This window comes from Streptomyces sp. NPDC007189 (assembly GCF_040703635.1).
Taxonomy (GTDB): domain Bacteria; phylum Actinomycetota; class Actinomycetes; order Streptomycetales; family Streptomycetaceae; genus Streptomyces.
The window spans coordinates 50,353-71,685 of record NZ_JBEYEY010000011.1 but is presented as its reverse complement, the minus strand read 5'-3'; the positions used below and the strand labels follow the sequence as shown (position 1 = coordinate 71,685).

Sequence of the window (21,333 nt, the reverse complement as noted above, 5' to 3'; positions counted from 1 at the left end):
ATCTGATCCACTGGATGATCGGAGTGCTCGATGAGCGGAAGACCCCGCGTGGCCGTGCTGCTGGCCGCGGTGGTGACCTTCACCGCCGTGCTGGTCCCGTCCGCGCAGGCCGCGTACGCCCGGTCCGCGCAGGCCGTGCCCAAGGTGCCGCGGACCGCCGTCCTTGACGGTGCCCGCCTCCAGCGAACCCGCGCCCGCCTGGGCCGGGACCCGCTGCTCCAGCGCGCGCTGCGGGATCTGACAGCCCGCGCCGACACCTGGCTGGACCAGGGCCCCTGGACGGTCGTCGACAAACCGCGGCCCGCACCCGGCGGCGACGTCCACGAGTACCTGAGCCAGGCCCCCTACTGGTGGCCCACGACCACCCCCACCGCCGACAACCCCTGGGGCTGCCCCTACGTCCAGCGCGACGGGCAGCGCAACCCCGAGGTGGACAGCGGCACGGACCGGCAGGACGCCGAGAAGGTCTTCGACTCCACGTACGACCTCGCGCTCGCCTGGTACTACACCGGCAAGCGGGCCTACGCCGAGAAGGCCGGGCAGATCCTGCGCACCTGGTTCCTAGACCCGGCCACCCGGATGAACCCCGACCTGAACCACGCCCAGTTCATCCCCTGCAAGTACGACGGCCGGGCCATCGGCATCATCGACTTCTCCCAGTCGTACACCAGCGTCCTCACGCCCAGGCACTCCTCGCCGCCGGCGCCCCCGGCTGGAGCGCCGGGGACCGCACGGCGATGGAGAAGTGGAACGCCGACTTCCTGGACTGGCTGAAGAACAGCGCCTTCGGAAAGGAGGAGGGCGCCGCCGCCAACAACCACGGCACCTTCTACGACATGCAGCTCGCCGCGCTCGCCTACGCCACCGGCGACACCGCCCTGGCCCGGCGGACCGTGCTCGACGCACGCGCCAGGCGGATCGACCCGCAGATCGCGGGAGACGGCAGCCAGCCGCAGGAACTCGCCCGCACGCGCAGCTGGCACTACTCCACCTTCGACCTGGTCGCCTACACCCGGCTCGCGGCCATCGGCCGGCACGTGGGCGTGAACCTGTGGGCGTACGAAGGCCCGGACGGGCAGAGCCTGTTCAAGGCGGTCGACTATCTGCTGCCGGCCGCGACCGGCGCCGCCGCGTGGCCGCACCCGGAGCTGGAGTTCCACCGGTACGCGGCCGCCGACGTCGTGCACGCGGCGGCCGACGCCGGGGACCCGGCGGCCCGGGCGGCCGTGGCGAAGCTGGAGGCGCCGCCCGGGGGAGACCTGTGGGCGCTGCGGCCGGCCGCCGAGCAGCTGGACTCCATCGCGGGCTGAACAGGTCATCGGCCAGGGCTTCTGAGCGGTCGCTTAGTATGGATCGTCAGCACCAGCGATGCTCAGGAACCCCACCCGTGACCGCCGAAGCCCCGACCGCCCCCGTCGTCTCCTACGGCCGGCTGATCCCCGTCACCGTGCACTTCGACGACCTCGACGCGCTCGGCCTCCTGCACAACGCCCGCTACCCGCTGCTGGTCGAGCGGGCCTGGACCGAGCTGTGGAGCGCGTACGGCGTCCGCTTCGACGGCGACTGGCACGCGGCCGGCGACGCCTGCAACGCCGTCCGCGAACTGCGCATCAGTTACGAGGCGCCGGTGACCAGCCCCGGCACCTATGCTGTCCACCTCTGGCTGGACCGGCTCGGCACCACGGGCCTGACCTACGGCTTCCGCTTCTGCTCGGCCGACGGGACGCTGACCTACGCCCAGGGCGCCCGGGTGCTCGTCCGGCTGGACGCCACCACGCTGCGCCCGGCGCCCTGGTCCGACGCCTTCAGGGCCGTGGGTCGGGAACTGCTGCGGCCGGCCGGCTGACCTCGCTCCGGCCGCCGCGCTCGGCGCTGCGCAGCACGCCCGCGAACACGGTGAGTCCGCAGGCCAGCGCCGTCACCACGCAGAACGACACCACCAGGCTGGTCGCCTGCGCCACCCCGCCGATCAGGCTCGGCGCGATCAGCCCCGAGGTGTAGGTGATCGTCGCCACACCGGCGATGGCCTGGCTGGGGTTGGGTCCCGCGTGCCCGGCCGCCGCGAAGCACAGCGGTACGACCACCGCGATGCCGAGCCCCATCAGCGCGAACCCGCCCATCGCCACCGCCTCGTGCCCGGCGCTCACGATGAGCAGCCCGCCCAGCACCGCCAGCACGCCGCCGGCCCGGACGGTACGGACCGCGCCGAACCGGTTCACCATCGCGTCTCCGGCGATCCGGGCCACGGCCATCGTCAGCATGAACCCGGTCGTGCAGGCCGCCGCCAGCCCGGCCGAGCTGCCCAGCCGGTCCCGCAGGAACACCGCCGACCAGTCCAGGCTCGCGCCCTCCGCGAACACCGCACAGAAGCCGACCGTGCCGATCAGCAGCGCCGAGCGGGGCGGCAGCGCGAACCTCGGCGGCGGCTCCTCGTCCTCGGCGGGCTGCAGGTCCAGCACCCACGTGCAGGCCGTCAGGCCGAGCGCGGTGAGCACGGCCGCGGCGAGCGCGAAGTGCAGCCGGGCGTCCGAGCCGAGATGGGCCGCCAGGGTGCCGGCCGCGGAGCCGACGAGGGCGCCCGCGCTCCACATGCCGTGCAGCCCCGACATGATCGACCGGCCGAGCAGCCGCTCGATCTCGACGCCCAGCGCGTTCATCGCCACGTCGGCCATGCCCGCGCTCGCGCCGTAGGTGAACATCGCCAGGCACAGGGTGTACAGGTTCGGCGCGAGGGACGGCAGGACCAGGGCGAGGGTCCACAGCGCGATCAGCCCGCGCAGGGCCGTACGGCTGCCGAAGCGGTGGCTGATCCGGCCCGCCAGCGGCATCGAGCACGAGGCGCCGAACGCGGTGAAGGCCAGCGCGAAGCCCAACTGGCCCGCGCCGAGCGAGGCGTGGTCCTGGATCCACGGCACCCGGGTGGCGAACGAGCCGGTCACGGCGCCGTGCACGGCGAACACGGCCGCCACGGCGTACCGGGCGCGCCTGACCTCACCGCGCGCGTCACTCAGATCACTCATGCTGTGTCCCTCCCCGGGAGTTCCCAGCCCGCCTCGACTCCACGCGCCGTAAACTATCAGGGACCCTGCCTGATAGATAGCGGATTTCAGGGCCGCCGTCGGCGCGCGTCGATCTGGGAGGATCCCGTCATGCCCGCATCACCCAGCACCGCCCGGGCCATCAACGACCGCCTGGCCCTGCGCCTGCTGCAGCAGGAAGGCCCGCTCACCGCGGGCCAACTGAAGCAGCTGACGGGTCTGTCCCGGCCGACGGTCGCCGACCTCGTGGAACGGCTCACCGCCGCCGGACTGATCACCGTCGTCGGCGAGTCCGGCGAGCAGCGCCGCGGCCCCAACGCCCGCCTCTACGGCATCGTCGCCGACCGGGCCCATCTGGCCGCGCTCGACGTCCGTACCGGCGGTGTCGTCGTCCTGGTGTCCGACCTGGTCGGCCGGGTGCTGGCCGAGGCGTCGGTACCGATCGGCGGGGACACCGGCACCGGGCCCGCCGTCGAGCAGGCGGTGGCCGCGGTGGAGCGGACCGCGAAGGAGGCCGGTGCCGACCGGCTGCACACCGTCGGCATCGGTGCGCCCGGCCTGATCGACCCGGCCACCGGCGACCTTAGGGACTCCGGGGGCCTGCCCGCCTGGCACCGCAGCCTGGCCACGGCCCTGCAGGACCGGCTGCCGGGCGCCCGGGTCACCGTGGAGAACGAGACCAACCTCGCCGCCCTGGCCGAGCAGCGCGAGGGCGCCGCCCGCGACCGGGACACCTTCGTTCTGCTATGGCTCGGCCACGGCGTCGGCGCGGCGGTCGTCCTCGACGGCACCCTCCGCCGCGGCGCCTCGGGCGGCACCGGCGAGATCGGCTTCCTGCCCGTCCCGGGCACCGCCTCACTCCCCTCGGCCCGCGACTGCGACGGCGGCTTCCACTCCCTGGCGGGCGCGTCGGCGATCGGCGCCCTGGCCGCGGAGCACGGTTTGCCGATCCCGCCCGCGATGGACGGCCCGGGGGCGGCGGCGGTGGTCGAGAGAGCGGTGGGGGAGACGGAGAACGCGGGAGCGGTGCCTTCGGGTGCGGTGGCTTCGGGTGCGGCGCGGGCGGGGGCGGTGGCTCCGGGGGCAGAGGCGGTGGCCGCGGGCGCGGGGGCGCCGGGTGCGGAAGCGGTGGCTCCGGGTGTGGCGCGTGCGGAGGCGGTTGCTCCGGGTGTGGCGCGTGCCGAGGCGCTGGACTTGGGCGCGGCGACGCCGGGTGGGAAGCATGTGGAGGGGGTGGCTTGGCGTGGGGTGACGCCGGGTGTGGCGCGCGCGGGGGAGGCGGCTTCGGATGCGGCGCGGGCGGGGACGCCGGGTGTGGCGCGTGCGGGGGCGGTGGACCTGGGCACGGGGCCGGCGTGGGCGGGGGAGGCGGCTTCGGGTGCGGACCGAGCGGAGACGCCGGGTGCGTTGCGTTCGGAGGGGGTGGCTCCGGCTGTGGCGACGCCGGGGTCGGAGGCGGTGGCTCCGGGTGTGGCGCGGGCGGGGACGCCGGGTGCGGCGCGGGCGGGGACGCCGGGTGCGGCCCGGGCGGACGGGCAGCGGCGCGCCGGAGCCTTCCTCCATGCCCTCGCCGACCGGATCGCCGTCGGCGCCGCGTCCGTCGTCGCCGTACTCGACCCGGGCTGCGTGGTGCTCGGCGGAGAGGTCGGGCAGGCCGGCGGCCCGGTGCTGGCCGGGCTCGTCGAGGACCGCCTGAGCCGTATGTCGCCCCTGGTCACAGAGGTGCGCGCGAGCACCCTCGGCGGCGCCGCGGTCCTGCGCGGGGCGCTGCTGACGGCCCGGGACCGAGCCCAGGACGACCTCTTCGCACCCCCGGACCGCACCTGACGCCCTACCCGGCCCGCTCTCGGCGAGTCAGGTCCGCACCGGGCGATCAGCCTGTCCTGGCGTACGGAGGCCCCGCGCCCCGGCGCGTCCGGCCGTTCTGGCGGTCCGGCGGCGGGCAAGGGCCGTCGTCACCGCCGCCGGACCCGCCCGCACGATAAAAGGACTAGACCAGTTGGGTCAATGGGTGTGAGTCAAGGTCAACTGGCTCTGCGGACCCGTGAGTTATGCGCTCCGGCTGCGGCGCGCAAGGCCGGTGACACGCACTGTGAGGGAGCCCACACCCTCCGCCTGTCTGGAGGGCCGCCCGGCGTGGCAGACTGGGCCTGTACCAGAAGCAGCGCACTCCGGGGTCGGTGAAAGTCCGAACCGGCGGTTACAGTCCGCGACCCGGTCGCTTCCAGCGGCCGGTTGACCAGGTGAAATTCCTGGACCGACGGTTAAAGTCCGGATGGGAGGCAGTGCGCGGCGGGCGGGCACACACCTGTGCGCGTCGCCGTATCTGGGGCTGGTCCGTACGCGGACGGCCCTTTTTCGGCGTCGCCCGGCGTGCTCACCCGTACGTTCTGTCGTCATCGACAGGCCCCGGAGTCCGTGCCCCAAGAGGCAGGAGGACCCGGGAAGTGTTCACCGGAATCGTCGAAGAGCTGGGTGAGGTCACCGCCGTCGAGAACCTCGGCGACGCCTCCCGCTTCCGGCTCCGCGGCCCCGTGGTGACCGAGGGCGCGCGGCACGGCGACTCCATCGCCGTGAACGGGGTCTGTCTCACCGTCGTGGAGCACGAGGGCGAGGAGTTCACCGCCGATGTGATGGCGGAGACCCTGCAGCGTTCCAGCCTCGGCGCGCTCACCGTAGGCTCCCGCGTGAACCTCGAACGCCCCATGGCCGTGGGCGCGCGCCTCGGCGGGCACATCGTGCAGGGCCATGTCGACGGCACCGGAGAGGTGCTGGAGCGCAAGCCCTCGGAGAACTGGGAGATCGTGAAGATCTCCCTCCCGGCCGACCTCTCCCGCTACGTCGTCGAGAAGGGCTCCATCACCGTCGACGGCATCAGCCTCACGGTCGTGGACGCCGGTCCCGACTACTTCACCGTCAGCCTCATCCCGACCACCCTCGCCCTGACCACGCTCGGCCACAAGCAGCCCGGCGACCCGGTCAACCTCGAGGTCGACGTCGTCGCCAAGTACGTCGAGCGGCTGCTCGGCGACCGCGCCCAGGGGGCCGCCCAGTGAACTGGCTGAACTCCGAGGCCTTCACCCTCTTCGGCCAGCGCATCATCTGGTCGGACATGACCGGCAACATCCTCGGCCTGATCACCCTCGCCCTCGGCTGGCGCCGCTCCCTGTGGACCTGGCCCGTGCAGTTCCTCTCCGGGCTCGTCCTGTTCGCCGCCTTCTACGGCCATCTGACCGGCAGCGCCGGCAAGCAGGCCGTCGTCATGGCCGTCGCCCTCTACGGCTGGTGGCAGTGGCGGCGCAACAAGAACCGCTCGGACGACGGTCACATCGCCCCCCGCTTCGCCACCTGGCGCGAGCGCGCGGCCATGCTCGGCGCGGCCGCCGCCGGCACCGTCGCCGTGGCCCTGCTCTTCACGGCCTACCCGTCGCTGTCCTGGGACCCCTGGCCCGACGCCTACATCTTCGTCGGCACCATCGTGGCCATGTACGCCCAGGCCAAGGGCATGGTCGAGTTCTGGATCGCCTGGCTGCTGGTCGACCTCGTCGGCGTGCCCCTCAACTTCGCCAACGGCTACGCCTTCTCCGGTTTCGTCTACGTCATCTACGGCGCACTCGTCCTGTGGGGCATGCGCGACTGGTGGCTGCGCTCCCGCAAGAGCACGCAGCCCGTCCTGGAAGGAGCCCCGGCATGACCTCGGCACCGCCCCTGTACGACACCGACGCCATCGAGAACTTCGGCCTCGACCCCGTCGAGCAGGCCATCGCCGACATCGCGGCCGGCCGCCCGGTCGTCGTCGTGGACGACGAGGACCGGGAGAACGAGGGCGACCTCGTCATCGCCGCCGAGAAGGCGACCCCTGAGATCGTCGCGTTCATGATGAGCGAGTGCCGGGGACTGATCTGCGCGCCCATGGAGGGCGGGGAACTGGACCGGCTCCAGCTCCCGCAGATGGTCCAGGACAACACCGAGTCGATGAAGACCGCGTTCACCGTCTCGGTGGACGCCTCGGCCGCGCACGGTGTGAGCACCGGCATCTCGGCCTCCGACCGCGCGACCACGCTCCAGCTGCTCGCGAGCGGCACGGCCGAGCCCGCCGACTTCGTCCGGCCCGGCCACATCTTCCCGCTGCGCGCCAAGCCCGGCGGGGTACTCGTCCGCAACGGCCACACCGAGGCCGCCGTCGACCTCGCCCGGCTCGCGGGCCTGCGCCCGGCCGGCGCCATCGTGGAGATCGCCGGCGAGGACGGCCGGATGCTCCGCCTGCCCGAGCTGATCCCGTTCGCCCGCAAGCACGGCCTGACGATCATCTCCATCGAGGACCTGATCGCCTACCGCCGCGGCAGCGAGCCCACCGTCCGCCGCGAGGCCGAGACCCGCCTGCCCACCCGGCACGGCACCTTCACCGCCTACGGCTACCGCTCCACCGTCGACGGCGTCGAGCACGTCGCCCTCGTCCACGGCCAGATCGGCGCCGGCGAGGACGTCCTGGTCCGCGTCCACTCCGAATGCCTCACCGGGGACGTCTTCGGCTCCCTGCGCTGCGACTGCGGCCCCCAGCTGGACACCGCCCTGCGGCGCATCCAGGAGGAGGGCCGGGGCGTGGTGGTCTACCTGCGCGGCCACGAGGGACGCGGCATCGGCCTGCTGTCCAAGCTCCGCGCGTACGAACTCCAGGAGCGGGGCCGCGACACCCTCGACGCCAATCTCGAACTCGGCCTGCCCGCCGACGCCCGCGACTACGGCGCGGGCGCGCAGATCCTCGCCGACCTCGGCGTGCGCAGCGTCCGGCTGATGACCAACAACCCCGACAAGACCGACGCGCTGCTGCGGCACGGCCTGAAGGTCACCGGCCGCGAGTCGATGCCGGTCCAGGCCGGCGAGCACAACCTGCACTACCTGCGCACCAAGCGCGACCGTATGGGACATGACCTGCCCTGGCTGGACACGCCGGCCGTGGCGGCCAACCAGTAAGCACGACAGCAAGGCACTTGAGGAGACACGTGAGCGGCAAGGGTGCACCGGAGTTGTCCGTACGCAACGCGAGCGACCTGAGGGTCGCCGTCATCGCGGCGCAGTGGCACGAGAAGGTGATGGACGGTCTGGTGGACGGCGCCCTGCGCGCCCTGCGCGAGCTGGGGATCGACGAGCCGACCCTGATCCGGGTCCCGGGCAGCTTCGAACTCCCGGTCGCGGCCAAGGTGCTGGCCGGGCGCGGCTACGACGCCGTGGTCGCCCTCGGCGTCGTCATCCGCGGCGGCACCCCGCACTTCGACTACGTGTGCCAGGGGGTCACCGCCGGCCTCACCCAGGTCAGCGTCGAGACCGGCGTGCCCGTCGGCTTCGGCGTGCTCACCTGCGACACCGAGGAGCAGGCTCTGGACCGGGCCGGCCTGGAGGGCTCGAACGAGGACAAGGGCCACGAGGCGGTGACCGCGGCGGTGTCGACCGCCGCCACGCTGCGCTCGGTATCCGAACCCTGGCACTGAGGCACCGGCCGGAGCGCGTAGGGTAAGGACCACCATGTCCAAGAAGACGTTCGAGGAGCTCTTCACCGAGCTCCAGCAGAAGGCCGCCCACGGCGACCCCGCCACCTCCCGCACCGCAGAGCTGGTAGGCAAGGGCGTCCATGCCATCGGCAAGAAGGTCGTCGAAGAGGCCGCCGAGGTCTGGATGGCCGCCGAGTACGAGGGCAAGGAGGCGGCCGCCGAGGAGATCTCCCAGCTGCTGTACCACGTCCAGGTGATGATGGTCGCCCGCGGGATCTCCCTGGACGACGTCTACGCCCACCTGTAACCCGCCCGCCGCACAAGCCGTAGAAAACCCCTTCACGCAAAGGAAGCCGACCTCATGCTGCGCATCGCCGTCCCCAACAAGGGTTCACTGTCCGGCCCTGCGGCGGAGATGCTGCATGAGGCCGGCTACCAGCAGCGCCGGGAGTCCAAGGAGCTGCGGATCGTCGACCCGGGCAACGAGGTGGAGTTCTTCTACCTCCGCCCCCGCGACATCGCGATCTACGTCGCCTCCGGCCGCCTCGACCTGGGCATCACGGGCCGCGACCTGCTGATCGACTCCGGCGCCGGCGCCGAGGAGATCCTGCCGCTCGGCTTCGCCCGCTCCACCTTCCGCTTCGCCGCCAAGCCGGGCACCGCGAACGGCATCGAGGACCTCAAGGGCAAGACGGTCGCCACCTCCTACGAGGGCATCGTCGCCGGGCACCTCGAGGAGCGCGGCGTCGACGCCTCCGTCGTCCACCTGGACGGCGCCGTGGAGACCGCGATCGAGCTGGGCGTCGCCGAGGTCATCGCCGACGTCGTCGAGACCGGCACCAGCCTGCGCAACGCCGGCCTGGAGGTCTTCGGCGAGCCGATCATGAAGTCCGAGGCGATCGTCATCCGCCGCACCGGCGCCGGCGCCGAGGAGCCGAAGGTCCAGCGGTTCCTGCGCCGCCTCCAGGGCGTCCTGGTCGCCCGGACGTACGTGATGATGGACTACGACTGCCGGGTGGAGCAGCTCGAGAAGGCCGTCGCGCTCACCCCGGGCCTGGAGTCCCCGACCGTCTCCCCGCTGCACAACGAGGGCTGGGTCGCGGTCCGCGCCATGGTCCCCGCCAAGGAGGCGCAGCGGATCATGGACGACCTGTACGCCATCGGCGCCCGCGCGATCCTGACCACGGCCATCCACGCCTGCCGCCTGTAAGGGGTGCGCACCGAGATGTCCGACACGCCCACCCTTCCCGCCCTCCCCGTCACCTTCCGGCCGGGCCACACCCGGGCCATCCTGCTCACCGCCGGGGTGCTGATCTTCCTGACCATCTCCGGGATCGCGCTGCTGCTGGAGCAGCTCGGCCCGGGGGAGCGGGCCAGCTTCATTGTCACCGGGGCGCTGATCTTCTGGGTGCTGGCCCGGATCTCCCGGGTGAAGGTCGTCGCCGACGAGTCCGGCGTGACCGTGGTGAACATCGCAAGCCGGCGGCGCCTGGAATGGCCGGAGATCCTTCAGGTGAACCTCCGTCCGGGGGATCCCTGGGTCTTCCTCAACCTCAGCGACGGCACCAGCCTGCCCGCGCTCGGCATCCAGCCGGGGCTCGCCAAGCAGCGCGCCATCGCCGACGCGCGGGCCCTGCGGGCCCTTGCCGAAGCCCGTGCGACGGCCCACCCGGCGGACGGCCGGGGCTGACTCGGGGCAGCGTCAGGGGTGATTCCGGGCTCACTCCGGGTCGCCCACCCTGCCCCCTGGGCGCCGTCTTGATTAATCTGGTGACGGAGGCCCTTTCGCCGGGCCTTCGCCCCTGGACGCCAGCCGGCGCACAGGGGTTCCTGCTACCCGAGGAGTGACTCCCTCCAGCGATGGACGGATCGTCCTGTAGTACCTGCGCCGCCCCGACCCGACATACCGGGAAGGCGGTGGCAGCGTGACCATCTCTTTGCTGCTCCTGGGAGCGGCTTTCCTGCTGATCCTCGCCAACGGCTTCTTCGTGGCCGCCGAGTTCGGCCTGGTGACCGTCGAGGCGACGGAGGCCGAGAAGGCTGCCGCCGAGGGCGACCGACGGGCCCGCAGGGTCGCCGAGTCGCTCAAGGAGCTGTCCTTCCAGCTGTCCGGCACCCAGCTCGGCATCACCATCACCTCCCTGGTCGTCGGCATGCTCGCCGAGCCCGCCCTGGCCCGCCTGCTGCGGGGCCCGTTCGCCGCGCTCGGCATCCCGGGCGGTGCCGTCTCCGGTGTCGCCGTGGTCGTCGGCATGCTGCTGGCCTCCGCGGTCCAGATGGTGATCGGCGAGCTCGTGCCCAAGAACTGGGCGGTGTCCAAGCCGCTGCCGGTCGCCCGGTTCGTGGCCGGCCCGCAAGCCGGCTTCTCCCGCCTGTTCCGCCCGGTGATCGCCGCGCTCAACACGGTCGCCAACCGTCTGGTGCGGGCCCTCGGCGTCGAACCCGCCGTGGAACTGGCCTCCGCCCGCACCCCGGGCGAACTCGTCTCCCTGGCCCGCCACTCCGCGCAGGCCGGAGCCCTGGAGCAGGACACGGCCGACCTGTTCGTACGCACCCTGTCCCTGGGCGAGCTGACCGCACAGCACGTCATGACCCCGCGGGTGAAGGTCAGCGCCCTCCAGGACACGGCCACCGCCGAAGACGTCGTCAACCTCACCCGGGCCACCGGCCTGTCCCGCTTCCCGGTCTACCGGGAGAAGATCGACGAGATCGTGGGCATGGCCCATCTGAAGGACGCCCTCGCCGTCCCCGTGCACGACCGCCTGCGCACCCCCGTCGGCCGTATCGCCCGCAAGGCGCTGCTGGTCCCGGAGACCCTGCCGGTCCAGCCCCTGCTGACCCGGCTCCGCTCCGAGCAGCCCATCGCGGTCGTCGTCGACGAGTACGGCGGCACGGCCGGCGTGGTCACCCTGGAGGACATCGTCGAGGAGCTCGTCGGCGAGGTGCGCGACGAGCACGACGCCAAGGACATGCCCGAGCTGGCCCCCGCCCCGCCGGAGGACGGCCGGCCCGCCTGGGACGCCGACGGCAGCTGCCGCGTCGACATTCTCCAGCGCATAGGCCTCGACGTGCCCGAGGGGCCGTACGAGACGGTCGCCGGACTCGTCGCCGACCTGCTGGGCCGCATCCCCGCCCCCGGCGACCGGGCGGAGCTGCCCGGCTGGCGCCTCTCGGTCCGCCAGGTCGGCCACTACCGCGCCGAGCGGGTCCGCCTGGTCCGTACGGCCCCGGCGGCCAACGTGATGGAGGCCGCCCGATGAGCGTCCTCCAACTGGTCTTCGCGGCGCTGCTCGTGCTCGCCAACGGCTTCTTCGTCGGCGCCGAGTTCGCGCTCGTCTCGGTGCGCCGCAGCCAGATCGAACCGCTCGGCACCGCCCGCGCCCGCCAGGTGATCCACGGCCTGGAGCGGCTGCCGCAGATGATGGCCGCGGCCCAGTTCGGCATCACCGTCTGCTCGCTGACCCTCGGCGCGGTGGCCGAGCCGACGGTGGCGCATCTGCTGGAGCCGGTGTTCGCCGCGGTCCACCTCCCCGACGGCATGGTCCACCCGCTGGGCTACGTCATCGCGCTGGCCGCGGTGGTCTTCTTCCACCTGGTCATCGGCGAGATGGTGCCGAAGAACCTCGCGATGGCGGCCCCCGAGAAGGTGGCGCTCTGGCTCAGCCCCGGCCTGGTCTGGTTCGCCCGCGTCTGCAGGCCGATCACCGTGGCCCTCGGCGCCTGCGCCCAGGCCATCCTGCGGCTCTTCCGGGTCGAGCCCAGGGACGAGGTCGAGGCCGTCGTCACCACCGAGCAGCTCAACCGCCTGCTGGAGGACTCCGGCCAGGCCGGCCTGCTCGACCCCGAGGAGCGGGAGCGCCTGGAGGACGCCCTGGAACTGGGCTCCCGCCCGGTGACGGACGTCCTGCTGCGCCGGGAGTCCCTGGTCACGGTGACGCCGGCGGTCACCCCCGGCGAGATCATCGAGCTGACGGCCCGCACCGGGTACTCCCGCTTCCCGGTCGCCGCGTCGGACAAGGGCCCCTTCATGGGGTATCTCCATGTCAAGGACGTGCTGGACCTGGAGCACTCCGACCGCGCCGTCCCGCAGGACGTCTGGCGCCCCATGACCACCTTGCGGGCGGAGCTGCCGCTCGACGACGCGCTGACGGTCATGCGGCGAGCGGCCACGCACCTGGCGCAGGTCGCCGACGCCTCCGGCAAGGTGCTGGGGCTGGTGGCCCTGGAGGACGTCCTGGAGCTGCTGGTGGGCGAGGTCCGCGACCCGGCCCACCGGGAGATGCCGGAGCCGCGGGTGAGCGGGGAACCGGAGCAGGTGCTCGCTTCCTAGCCCGGGTGGTGCGGGAGCTGCGCGGGTGCAGCCCGGCGGTGGGCGGGTCGTACCCGCGCGGCGGAGCCGCACGGCGAACGCGGCCCCGCGCCCCTTCGGGTGCATCACATACCCGACGGATCGTGCGGCCCCCGCCCCGAGAGCACCTCGCCGTACGCCTGCATGAGATCCGGCAACCGCAGCGTGGCCAGGTCCTCCCGGGACAGGGAACCCGGGTACGTCGACAGCCTCAGATCCCGGTACGCGCAGCTCTTCTCGTACAGGGTCCTGAGGAACCGCCCGTTGCCCAGCTCGTCGATCCAGCCCTGTTCGACCACGTGCCCGGCGATCGAGCGCAGCTCCTCCAGTGCCTCCTCGTCCCACACGTCCCCGTTCTCCCCGGCCAGCACCTTGCCGATCTCGGTGAGTTCCTGCGGACGGTAGGAGGGAAAGTCGACGCGGGTGGTGAAACGGGAGGACAGCCCGGGGTTCGCGGCCAGCAGCCGGTCCATGCCCTCCGGGTAGCCGGCGAGGATCACCACCAGATGGTCCCGGTTGTCCTCGGCCCGCTTCAGCAGCACCTGCAGGGCCTCGTCGCCGTACGCGTCCCCCTTGCCGTACCCGGAGTTGGACAGCGAGTACGCCTCGTCCACGAACAGCACGCCGCCGATCGCGGAGTCGATCAGCTCGTTGGCCTTCACGGCCGTCTGCCCGAGGTACTCGCCGACCAGATCCGCCCGCTGGGCCTCCACCAGATGGTCGCCGCCGAGCAGCCCGAGCGCGTAGAACACCCGGCCCAGGATCCGGGCCACCGTCGTCTTGCCGGTGCCCGAGGGGCCGGAGAAGACGAAGTGCCGTTTCGGCGGCTGCACCGGCAGCCCCTGACCGGCCCGCAGCCGCGCCATGTTCAGCTGCGCGGACAATGCCTTGACCTGGCGTTTCACCGGTTCCAGGCCCACCATCCGCTCGAGTTCGGCGAGCGCCTCCTCCAGGAGGGCGGGGTCGGTCGGACCGGCCGGGATCGGCGAGGAGGAGGACAGGCCGGTCTTCATGCGCACCGCCGGATCGGACACCGACGGCAGGGGACCCGTCGGCAGATCCGGCTCCGGCAGCCGCAGATCACGCCCCTCGGTGCCGAAGATCGGATCGAAACCGTCGGGGCCGTCCACGCTGTCCTGCCCCGCGCCGGTCAGCGTGATCGCGGCGAGGTCGGCGGTGTCGTCGTACCCGTCGCCCTCGGCGATCGCCGCCAGCCGCGCCGAGGTGTCCATGAAGGCGGGGTCGACGCGGTGCACGGCCCGGTACAGGGGGAGGGCGGCCGCCGAGCGTCCCGTGCCCTCGTGCGCCCGCGCCAGCCAGTAGCGCAGCTCCTTGCGCTGCGGCTGCTCGCTGCGGCAGCGCATCAGCGCCGCCGACAGCAGGGGTTCGGCCTGGCCGTACATCTCCAGCCGGACCCGGGCCATGCCGCCGAACAGGCCCGCCTCGATGCCGAGCATGGGATCGTCCAGCAGCGGGTCGGTGTGCCGTACCAGCTGCTCCCAGTCCTTGACCAGGTAGGAGCGGCAGGCGTGCAGAAAGCGCACCTGCGGGTCGGTGTCGACCGGGGGCAGCCCGGCGAGGGCCCGGTCCAGTTCGGGCACGTGCCGGCCGTCCAGCCAGTGCGAGGCGTGCGCGAGCAGCAGATCGCGCGGGCTCTCCAGCACCGGCTGCACCCACCAGCCCAGCCAGTACCAGGAGTTGAGCGACCGGCGGTGCCGGGCGCGCTGTTCGCCGAAGCGGTCGCGGTGCCGGAACATCCTCAGCAGCGAGGTCGTCGTGTCGACCCGGAGCGCGTGCAGCCCGAGCCAGCCGTCGGCCATCCCGGGGTCCATCCGCACCGCGGCGCGGAACTCCTCCTCCGCCTGCGGATAGGCGCCCATCGTGTAGGCGTCCACCCCCCGCAGCCAGGCCAGGTCGGCCGGGGCCTCGGGGCCCTGCGTGCCGAAGTCCATCCCGTCCCCCCACAGACCGTGTCCCCGTGGATCACCACCGGGCAGTCGCCCGACGGCCGCCGCGGTCGAAGCGCTGTGCCGCGGACCGGAGTTACCAGTGCGCGAGGCAGCCTCGAAGGTCGCACCGAGGGCATCGTACCCGCGCGGAGACCGCGTGCCGAAGGGTGCCGCACAGGCCGTTCGACGAGGTGGGAGCAGACGGGGCGCACAGGGCTCGGTGACCGTCGGTGAGCGGATCGGAGCGCGCGGGGCCGGGGAAGGGGTGAAGCGGACAGAACGAAGCCCCCGATCACGGGGGAACAACCGGGGGCTTCGCGTCTGTGGCGGCTTCGCATCACCGCTCATTGAGAACGTAAGACCTGTACGGCCCCCGGGTCAAGCCGAGTTGGGACACTGGCGGAAGTTCCCCCGCAAGGGTCTTCACGGGTTCACCACAACGCGGACGGTCCATCACTGTGGGTCACATCTTGGTCCGGTCCAGTCGTTGACCCAGGCCCCGGAAGCACCTCATATCCCTTCTGTGTCTGCAGCACCAGAAGATCGGCATGGGGGCGTGAGGGGTCCCGGGCGAAGTGCGCGCGCTCCGCCGCGACCCAGCCCTTCCAGAACTCGCGCTGCTCCGGCCCGTCCCGCAGCCGGCCGCGCATCCAGGACTCCTCCCGGGGCACCTCCATCCACAGCAGCAGGGCCAGATACGGCCGCAGCGCCCGGCGGCCCGCGCCGACGCCCTCGACGAGGACCACGGGCGCGGCCGGCAGCGGGCGCGGCGCGCCGAAGCTGCGGGCCCGCCAGTCGTAGGGCGTGTAGGAGGCGCTCTCGCCGCGGGCGAGCGGCTCGATCACCTGGGTCATCAGCCGGCCGGTCCACTCGAAGAGCTGCTCGTGACTGGCGATGTCGTCGAGGTGCAGCACCGGAGCCCCGCCGAGCGCGGCGGCCACCTGCCCGGCGAAGGTGGACTTCCCCGAACCGGCGTGCCCGTCGACGCCGACCAGCCGGACCGGCCCGACGGAGGGAGGCAGCCCGCGCAGCCGGGCGGCGAGTTCGCGAATGACGGTTCCCCCGGTGCGGGTCGATGCGGGCGGTTGTCCGGAAACAGTGTAGTAGTGCCGTATAGAGGCCCGGTGTGACCCTTTGCCGCCGTACGGCCGCAACCGCGCGGAACCGAAAAAGTCACGTTTTGAATCATCGGCGGCCGGCCGGTCATTGGGCTCGGATAAACATTCACGAAACCCCTGACCGATATGTCGAATCACCCGTTCCGGGTGTGCCCGCCACTGAGTAAGGTGCCTCCAGCACGACCGACCACGGGGACTGGCAGGGGGAGATGGCCGCGGAGTTATTCGAAGGGCACTATGTGTGGCACCCGGCGGCCGACGACCGCGTCCTCGCGAGCGCGTGCGTCGATGTGCGCGCCGGGCGTTATCGCTGCGCCTACGAAGCGCTCGCCGAGACGCGTTCCGACTTCGCCCTGCGCGCCCACCGCTCGCTGGTCCTCGCCTCCGAGGCGGCCGGCACCGATCTCGTCGAGCGCTGGCTCGCCGAGGAGCCGACGCCCGAGTCCGCGCTGATGTGGGCCAGGGTCGCGGTGCAGCGCGCGCTGCGGGCCGCCGACGCGCACGACGAGCGCGCCGAGGCGCTGGAGCGGATCGCGCTGACCGCCTGCGACCGGGCCGCCGCCATGGCTCCCAAGGACCCCACACCCTGGGTCGCCAGGCTCGCCATGGCCCGGCTGCACCGGCCGCGCGATCCGGCCCCGCACGGCCTGCTCACCTCGCCGTCCGGCCCCTGGCGGCTGTTCGCGCACGTCCTGTCGCTGGACCCCTGGCACCGCGAGGGCCACCACCGCTTCCTGTCCTTCTTCTTCACGCGACACGGCGGCTCGGTCAACGCGGCCTGGGACGTGGCCGCCTTCCTCAGCCAGCGGGCGCCCGCCGACTCCGCCCTGCGGGTGCTGCCCCTGGTGGCCCTGGTGGAGAGCTACAACCCCACCCAGCTGCTCGCCGACCGCGTCTGGGAACAGCCGCAGTGGCGCTCCACCGCGCTGGCGATCTACCAGAACTGGCTGCCCGCGGTGGCCGGTTACCGCTTCACCCCGGTGCTCGACCTGGCCTACCTCGCACACGCCCTGGTCATGGCCCAGTGCGTGTTCGAGGCCCGGGCGGTGCTCACGGCGATGGGCCCGTACGCCTCCCGCATGCCCTGGAGCGCCTTCGGCGACCCCGCCGAGCAGCTCTCCCGGGCCCGGCGTGCCTGCGGCCTGCCCGTGCCGCGGCCCGACTGAGCCGCATCTGCTCCGCCCCTTCCCCCGGATTCACTCAGAGAAAGGCCTATCTGTGTCGGAACGGACATCGAAGCCGCGGGCGCAGGCTCGCGCGGGCGCGGACCCGGTCGTACTCGACGACGACGCGACCCTGCATGCGATGGGTTATCCGCGAAAACTCACCCGGCGTTTCCAGGCATTCGACAATTTCGCGATCTCCTTCACCATCATCAATATCCTCTCGGGTATTTTCTCGTCCTTCGGATTCGGTATGAACGCGGGCGGCCCCCGCATTCTCGTGTTCGGCTGGATCGGCGTCTGCGTCATGGTCCTGCTCATCGGCGCGTCCATGGCGGAAGTCGCCTCGGCCTATCCGACGAGCGGCGCCCTGTATTTCTCCGCCGGCAAACTCGCGAAGCGGCACAAGGGCGCCTGGTCCTGGTTCACCGGCTGGCTGAACTTCGTGGGCCAGATCGGCGGCACCGCCGCCACCGGCTATGCGGCCGCCACCTTCATCCAGGCGTTCCTGCACCTGCAGTGGCCCTCCTACCAGCCGACCGCGCACCAGACGGTGCTGATCACGGCCCTGATCATCGTCGTGCAGGGGCTCGCCAACACCTACACGGTGCAGCTCGTCGCCGTACTGAACCGTATTTCCGTGTGGTGGCTGCTGATCGGACTCGTGGTGATCGTGGGGGCACTGATAGTGATGCCCGATCATCATCAGCCGGTGTCCTTCGTGACGCATTTCGAGAACAACACCGGCTTCACGAGCGGCCTTTACGGCGGCATGCTCGGCCTGCTGGTCACCAGCTGGACGTTCACCGGGTTCGACGGCAGCTTCCACATGTCCGAGGAAACCGTGCACGCCACGGTGAACGCGCCGAAGGGGATCACCCGCGCCATCGGCTATTCCGCGATCACCGGCCTGATCCTGATGCTCGCACTGGTCTACAGCATTGGTGACTACGCCAAACAGTCGAGCGCCGACGCGCCTCCCGTCCAGATCCTCATCGACGGACTCGGGCTCGGCGCCGCCAAGGTCATGCTCCTCATCGTCATCGGCGCGATGCTCTTCTGCGGGCTCGCCAACCTCACCAGCAACACCCGGCAGATCTTCGCCTTCTCCCGCGACGGCGCCATGCCGGGCTCCCGCTGGTGGCACTCGGTCTCGCCGCGCACCCGCACCCCCGTGAAGGCGGTGTGGCTCGCGGTCGCCTGTTCGCTGGCGCTGGTCGTGCCCGGCTGGTGGTCCCACACCGCGTTCACCGCCATCGTCAGCGTCAACGTGGTCGGTCTCTTCCTCGCCTACGCGGTGCCGATCTTCCTGCGGCTGCGGCTCGGTGACGCGTTCCAGCCGGGGCCGTGGCACCTGGGGCGCTGGGGGCGGCCCGTCGGCTGGCTGGCGGTGGTCTGGATCGTGCTCAGCAGCGTCCTGTTCATGCTGCCGCAGGCGTCGCCGATCACCGTCGACTCCTTCAACTACGCGCCGATCGCGCTCGCCGTCGTCCTGCTCGTGGCGACGGTGTGGTGGTTCGCCACGGCCCGCCGCCGCTTCCAGGGGCCGATCAGCTACGGCCGCCCCGACGAGGTGGCGGCGATGGACCTCGTCTGACCGACCCGCTCGGGTCCGGGTGTGCGGGCGCGGGGGCTGACCGCCCGATCCGCCGCGCTCCACCCCGGCCCGCACCGGCACGGCTCGGCTGCGGAAGGCGCTTTCACCGGCCCAGACCAATATTGGTGGCGCGGCATGCGCCGAAGTGCTGGCAGGCCCCTGCCGCCTGCTCCATAGTTGGCGCACAACCGCACCGGATCACCGGACACCCGGGGGTAATCGCGCCCATGAGCAGAGCCCAACAGCCGTCCCGCAGAACCGTCCTCACCGCCGCCGTCGCCGCGGCGGTGGCCGGCGGCACGGCCCCCGCTGCCGCCGCAGCGCGGCGACCCGCCGCCGGTACGGGCGGCGCGCCGGCCCGCCCGATCGACTACCACGCCTGGACCACCTACCGCGAGTGGCGCCTCGGCGCCGCCCAGGGCGTCCGGGCCGTCGCCGGCGCCCGCCCCGGCGTCGTGATCGGGGCCCCCGCCGGCCGCACCGACTACACCGACCCGCACACCGGCACCACCGCCACCTGGGACTACGCCACCTGGACGTCTCCCGTGCACCGGCTCACCGCGCCCGCCACCGAGGTCGTCTCCTCCTGGAACGCGCAGACGCCCGACGGCACCTGGCTCCAGGTGGAGCTGCAGGGCACCTACTCCGACGGCGCCGAGACCCCCTGGTACGTGATGGGCCGCTGGGCGGCCGGCGACCAGGACATCAAGCGGACCTCGGTGGACGGCCAGAGCGACGGCAAGAGCAGCATCTGGACCGACACCTTCGCCATCGACGACGCGAGCACCGGTCTGCGCCTGACGTCGTACCGGCTGCGCCTGACCCTCTACCGCAGGCCCGGCACCCACCTGACCCCCACCGTGTGGCGGCTCGGGGCCATGGGCTCCGACATCCCCGACCGCTTCACCGTGCCCGCCTCCACCCCGGGCCTCGCCCAGGAACTGGCCGTCCCGCGCTACTCGCAGGAGATCCACAAGGGCCAGTACCCGCAGTACGACGGCGGCGGCGAGGCCTGGTGCAGCCCCACCTCCTCCTCGATGATCATCGAGTACTGGGGCGGCCGGCTCACTCCCGAGCAGCTGTCCTGGGTCGACCCGGCGTACGCCGACCCGCAGGTGGACAACGCCGCCCGCTTCACCTACGACTACCAGTACGAGGGCTGCGGCAACTGGCCGTTCAACGCCGCCTACGCGGCCACGTTCGAGGGCCTCCAGGGCGTGGTCACCCGGCTCGCCTCGCTCACCGACCTGGAGACGTTGATCGCCGCCGGCATCCCGGCCATAACGTCCCAGTCGTTCCTCAAGACCGAGCTGACCGGCGCGGGTTACGGCACCTCCGGCCATCTGATGACGGTGATCGGCTTCACCGCGGACGGCGACGTGATCGCCAACGACCCCGCCTCGCCGAGCGACGACGCGGTCCGACGGGTGTACCTGCGCCGGGAGTTCGAGAACATCTGGCTGCGCACCAAGCGGTACAACGCCTCCGGCAACGTCGCCTCGGGCACCGGGGGAGTCTGCTACCTCTACTTCCCGGCCCACCCGACCCCGCTCCAGCGCAAGGCGCTCGCCGCGGTGGGTGTGCGCTGACCGTGTGAGCAAGCTCATCGCCGCGAACGCCGTCGCGGGTGGCAAGGTGGCCACATGGACACGACCGCACTCCCGGCCACCGCCACCCGCGCCCGCACCGGCGGACCCCAGGACGACGGCCCGCAGATCCTCGAGCACGTCATGGGCTGGATCCTCGTGGCGGTCGTCGCGATGCTCGTGACCCGGCTCGGCCTGCTCTGACGCGACCCGCTCACGTGTGCGGCATGTTCTGACATACTGCTCAGGTCCCGCCGACCGCCTGGAGCAGGGCCGACCTTGAATACGCCGGATCAGCGTGCCCTCGTCCGTCCCCGGACGCGCGGCACCGAGCGCTCGGCAGCGCGCCGCGCCGAACTCATCGCCATCGGGCGGAAGTTGTTCGCCGACACGTCCTACGACGCGCTGTCCATGGACGACATCGCCCGCCAGGCCCAGGTCGCCAAGGGGCTGATCTACTACTACTTCCAGTCCAAGCGCGGCTACTACCTGGCCATCGTCCAGGACTCCGTCGCCGACCTGGTCGCCTTCGCCGCGAGCGGGCTGGAGCTGCCCGCCGTGGAGCGCGTCCACCGCACCGTTGACGGCTATCTGCGCTACGCCGAGCACCACAAGGCGGCCTACCGCACCATCGTCAGCGGCGGCGTCGGCTTCGACGCCGAGGTGCACGCCATCCGGGACGGGGTGCGCGAGGCGATCATCGCCACCATCGCCGAGGGCGCCTACGGCCGCGGCGACATCCCGCCGCTGGCCCGGATGAGCCTGCTGTCCTGGGTGTGCGGCGTGGAGGGCGCGACCCTGGACTGGATCGACCGCCCCGAGCTGTCCCGCGACACCATGCGCGCACTGCTGGTGAAGACGCTCGGCGGAGCCCTGCGCGCCGTCGAGGAACTGGCCCCCTCCCTCCGCGCGCCGGAGCCGGCCCGCCGCGACGCCTGAGGGCCGTGCGCGGGGAGACGTCCAGACCACTCCGCGGTCGGTTCCGGCCCTGTTCGGAGCCCTCGGCTGGATTCTTGAAGTAAGCGGTCGTTAACTGGTGACGTGA

19 protein-coding genes, 1 pseudogene and 1 riboswitch are annotated in these 21,333 nt (G+C 72.1%); of the genes and pseudogenes, 17 read left to right on the top strand and 3 right to left on the bottom strand.

What is annotated here, in order from left to right; translation table 11 throughout:
- Window positions 1-30: 30 nt before the first annotated feature.
- Both AB0950_RS22550 and AB0950_RS22545 read left to right on the top strand, forming a co-directional pair.
- Window positions 31-1,310, top strand: a pseudogene (locus AB0950_RS22550) (alginate lyase family protein).
- A gap of 77 nt (window positions 1,311-1,387) precedes the next feature.
- On the top strand, window positions 1,388-1,846 hold the full coding sequence (locus AB0950_RS22545; protein WP_360157580.1) for an acyl-CoA thioesterase: 459 nt from the start codon (window positions 1,388-1,390) through the stop codon (window positions 1,844-1,846).
- On the opposite strand, the gene AB0950_RS22540 is transcribed toward AB0950_RS22545, so the two are convergent.
- On the bottom strand, window positions 1,806-3,020 hold the full coding sequence (locus AB0950_RS22540) for an MFS transporter (protein WP_361984700.1): 1,215 nt from the start codon (window positions 3,018-3,020) through the stop codon (window positions 1,806-1,808). The two genes, AB0950_RS22545 and AB0950_RS22540, sit on opposite strands and share 41 nt — an antisense overlap.
- Before the next feature lie 129 nt (window positions 3,021-3,149).
- Here AB0950_RS22540 and AB0950_RS22535 point away from each other — a divergent pair, with 129 nt between their 5' ends.
- The 10 genes from AB0950_RS22535 (at window position 3,150) to AB0950_RS22490 (ending at window position 12,857) form a co-directional block, all read left to right on the top strand.
- The gene (locus AB0950_RS22535) at window positions 3,150-4,865 is read left to right on the top strand and encodes an ROK family protein (RefSeq protein WP_366779295.1); all 1,716 of its coding nucleotides are present in this window, start codon (window positions 3,150-3,152) and stop codon (window positions 4,863-4,865) included.
- 335 nt (window positions 4,866-5,200) lie between these two features.
- A riboswitch (FMN riboswitch) is annotated at window positions 5,201-5,331 on the top strand.
- 154 nt (window positions 5,332-5,485) lie between these two features.
- A complete protein-coding gene (locus AB0950_RS22530) occupies window positions 5,486-6,094 on the top strand; it encodes a riboflavin synthase (protein WP_360157589.1) in 609 nt (202 codons plus the stop codon).
- Window positions 6,091-6,732, top strand: a complete 642-nt coding sequence (locus AB0950_RS22525) for a nicotinamide mononucleotide transporter family protein (RefSeq protein ID WP_360157592.1) — start codon at window positions 6,091-6,093, stop codon at window positions 6,730-6,732. Before AB0950_RS22530 ends, AB0950_RS22525 begins: the two co-directional genes overlap by 4 nt.
- Entirely contained in the window at window positions 6,729-8,012 is a 1,284-nt protein-coding gene (locus tag AB0950_RS22520) for a bifunctional 3,4-dihydroxy-2-butanone-4-phosphate synthase/GTP cyclohydrolase II (RefSeq protein WP_366779294.1), read from the top strand. Before AB0950_RS22525 ends, AB0950_RS22520 begins: the two co-directional genes overlap by 4 nt.
- A 29-nt stretch (window positions 8,013-8,041) precedes the next feature.
- Window positions 8,042-8,527 (top strand): 6,7-dimethyl-8-ribityllumazine synthase, encoded by a 486-nt coding sequence (gene ribH, locus AB0950_RS22515; RefSeq protein ID WP_360573865.1) that lies wholly within the window; start codon window positions 8,042-8,044, stop codon window positions 8,525-8,527.
- Between the two features lie 34 nt (window positions 8,528-8,561).
- Window positions 8,562-8,834 (top strand): phosphoribosyl-ATP diphosphatase, encoded by a 273-nt coding sequence (locus AB0950_RS22510; protein WP_023552153.1) that lies wholly within the window; start codon window positions 8,562-8,564, stop codon window positions 8,832-8,834.
- 54 nt (window positions 8,835-8,888) lie between these two features.
- Entirely contained in the window at window positions 8,889-9,737 is an 849-nt protein-coding gene (gene hisG, locus AB0950_RS22505; protein WP_360157601.1) for an ATP phosphoribosyltransferase, read from the top strand.
- Window positions 9,738-9,752: 15 nt separating this feature from the next.
- Window positions 9,753-10,217, top strand: a complete 465-nt coding sequence (locus AB0950_RS22500; RefSeq protein WP_360157604.1) for a PH domain-containing protein — start codon at window positions 9,753-9,755, stop codon at window positions 10,215-10,217.
- A 235-nt stretch (window positions 10,218-10,452) separates the two neighbouring features.
- Complete coding sequence (locus tag AB0950_RS22495) at window positions 10,453-11,787, top strand: hemolysin family protein (protein ID WP_360157606.1); 1,335 nt, start codon at window positions 10,453-10,455, stop codon at window positions 11,785-11,787.
- Window positions 11,784-12,857, top strand: coding sequence for a hemolysin family protein (locus AB0950_RS22490; protein ID WP_366779293.1), 1,074 nt, complete (start codon window positions 11,784-11,786; stop codon window positions 12,855-12,857). Before AB0950_RS22495 ends, AB0950_RS22490 begins: the two co-directional genes overlap by 4 nt.
- A gap of 104 nt (window positions 12,858-12,961) precedes the next feature.
- Here the strand turns inward: AB0950_RS22490 and AB0950_RS22485 are convergent, their stop codons facing one another.
- Both AB0950_RS22485 and AB0950_RS22480 read right to left on the bottom strand, forming a co-directional pair.
- Window positions 12,962-14,827: an AAA family ATPase gene (locus tag AB0950_RS22485; protein ID WP_360157612.1), complete on the bottom strand. Its 1,866-nt coding sequence runs from the start codon at window positions 14,825-14,827 to the stop codon at window positions 12,962-12,964.
- Window positions 14,828-15,255: 428 nt separating this feature from the next.
- Window positions 15,256-15,876 carry a hypothetical protein gene (locus tag AB0950_RS22480; protein WP_366779350.1) on the bottom strand — a complete coding sequence of 207 codons (621 nt, stop codon included), beginning with the start codon at window positions 15,874-15,876 and terminating at the stop codon, window positions 15,256-15,258.
- 275 nt (window positions 15,877-16,151) lie between these two features.
- Between AB0950_RS22480 and AB0950_RS22475 the strand changes: the two genes are divergently transcribed.
- The 5 genes from AB0950_RS22475 (at window position 16,152) to AB0950_RS22455 (ending at window position 21,227) form a co-directional block, all read left to right on the top strand.
- Window positions 16,152-17,108 carry a hypothetical protein gene (locus AB0950_RS22475; RefSeq protein WP_366779292.1) on the top strand — a complete coding sequence of 319 codons (957 nt, stop codon included), beginning with the start codon at window positions 16,152-16,154 and terminating at the stop codon, window positions 17,106-17,108.
- A gap of 52 nt (window positions 17,109-17,160) precedes the next feature.
- Window positions 17,161-18,702, top strand: a complete 1,542-nt coding sequence (locus AB0950_RS22470) for an amino acid permease (RefSeq protein WP_366779291.1) — start codon at window positions 17,161-17,163, stop codon at window positions 18,700-18,702.
- 227 nt (window positions 18,703-18,929) lie between these two features.
- Window positions 18,930-20,291, top strand: coding sequence for a peptidase C39 family protein (locus tag AB0950_RS22465; protein ID WP_360157618.1), 1,362 nt, complete (start codon window positions 18,930-18,932; stop codon window positions 20,289-20,291).
- A 54-nt stretch (window positions 20,292-20,345) separates the two neighbouring features.
- On the top strand, window positions 20,346-20,492 hold the full coding sequence (locus AB0950_RS22460; protein ID WP_360573855.1) for an SCO1431 family membrane protein: 147 nt from the start codon (window positions 20,346-20,348) through the stop codon (window positions 20,490-20,492).
- A gap of 75 nt (window positions 20,493-20,567) precedes the next feature.
- Window positions 20,568-21,227, top strand: coding sequence for a TetR/AcrR family transcriptional regulator (locus AB0950_RS22455; protein ID WP_366779290.1), 660 nt, complete (start codon window positions 20,568-20,570; stop codon window positions 21,225-21,227).
- The last annotated feature ends 106 nt before the right edge of the window (window positions 21,228-21,333 follow it).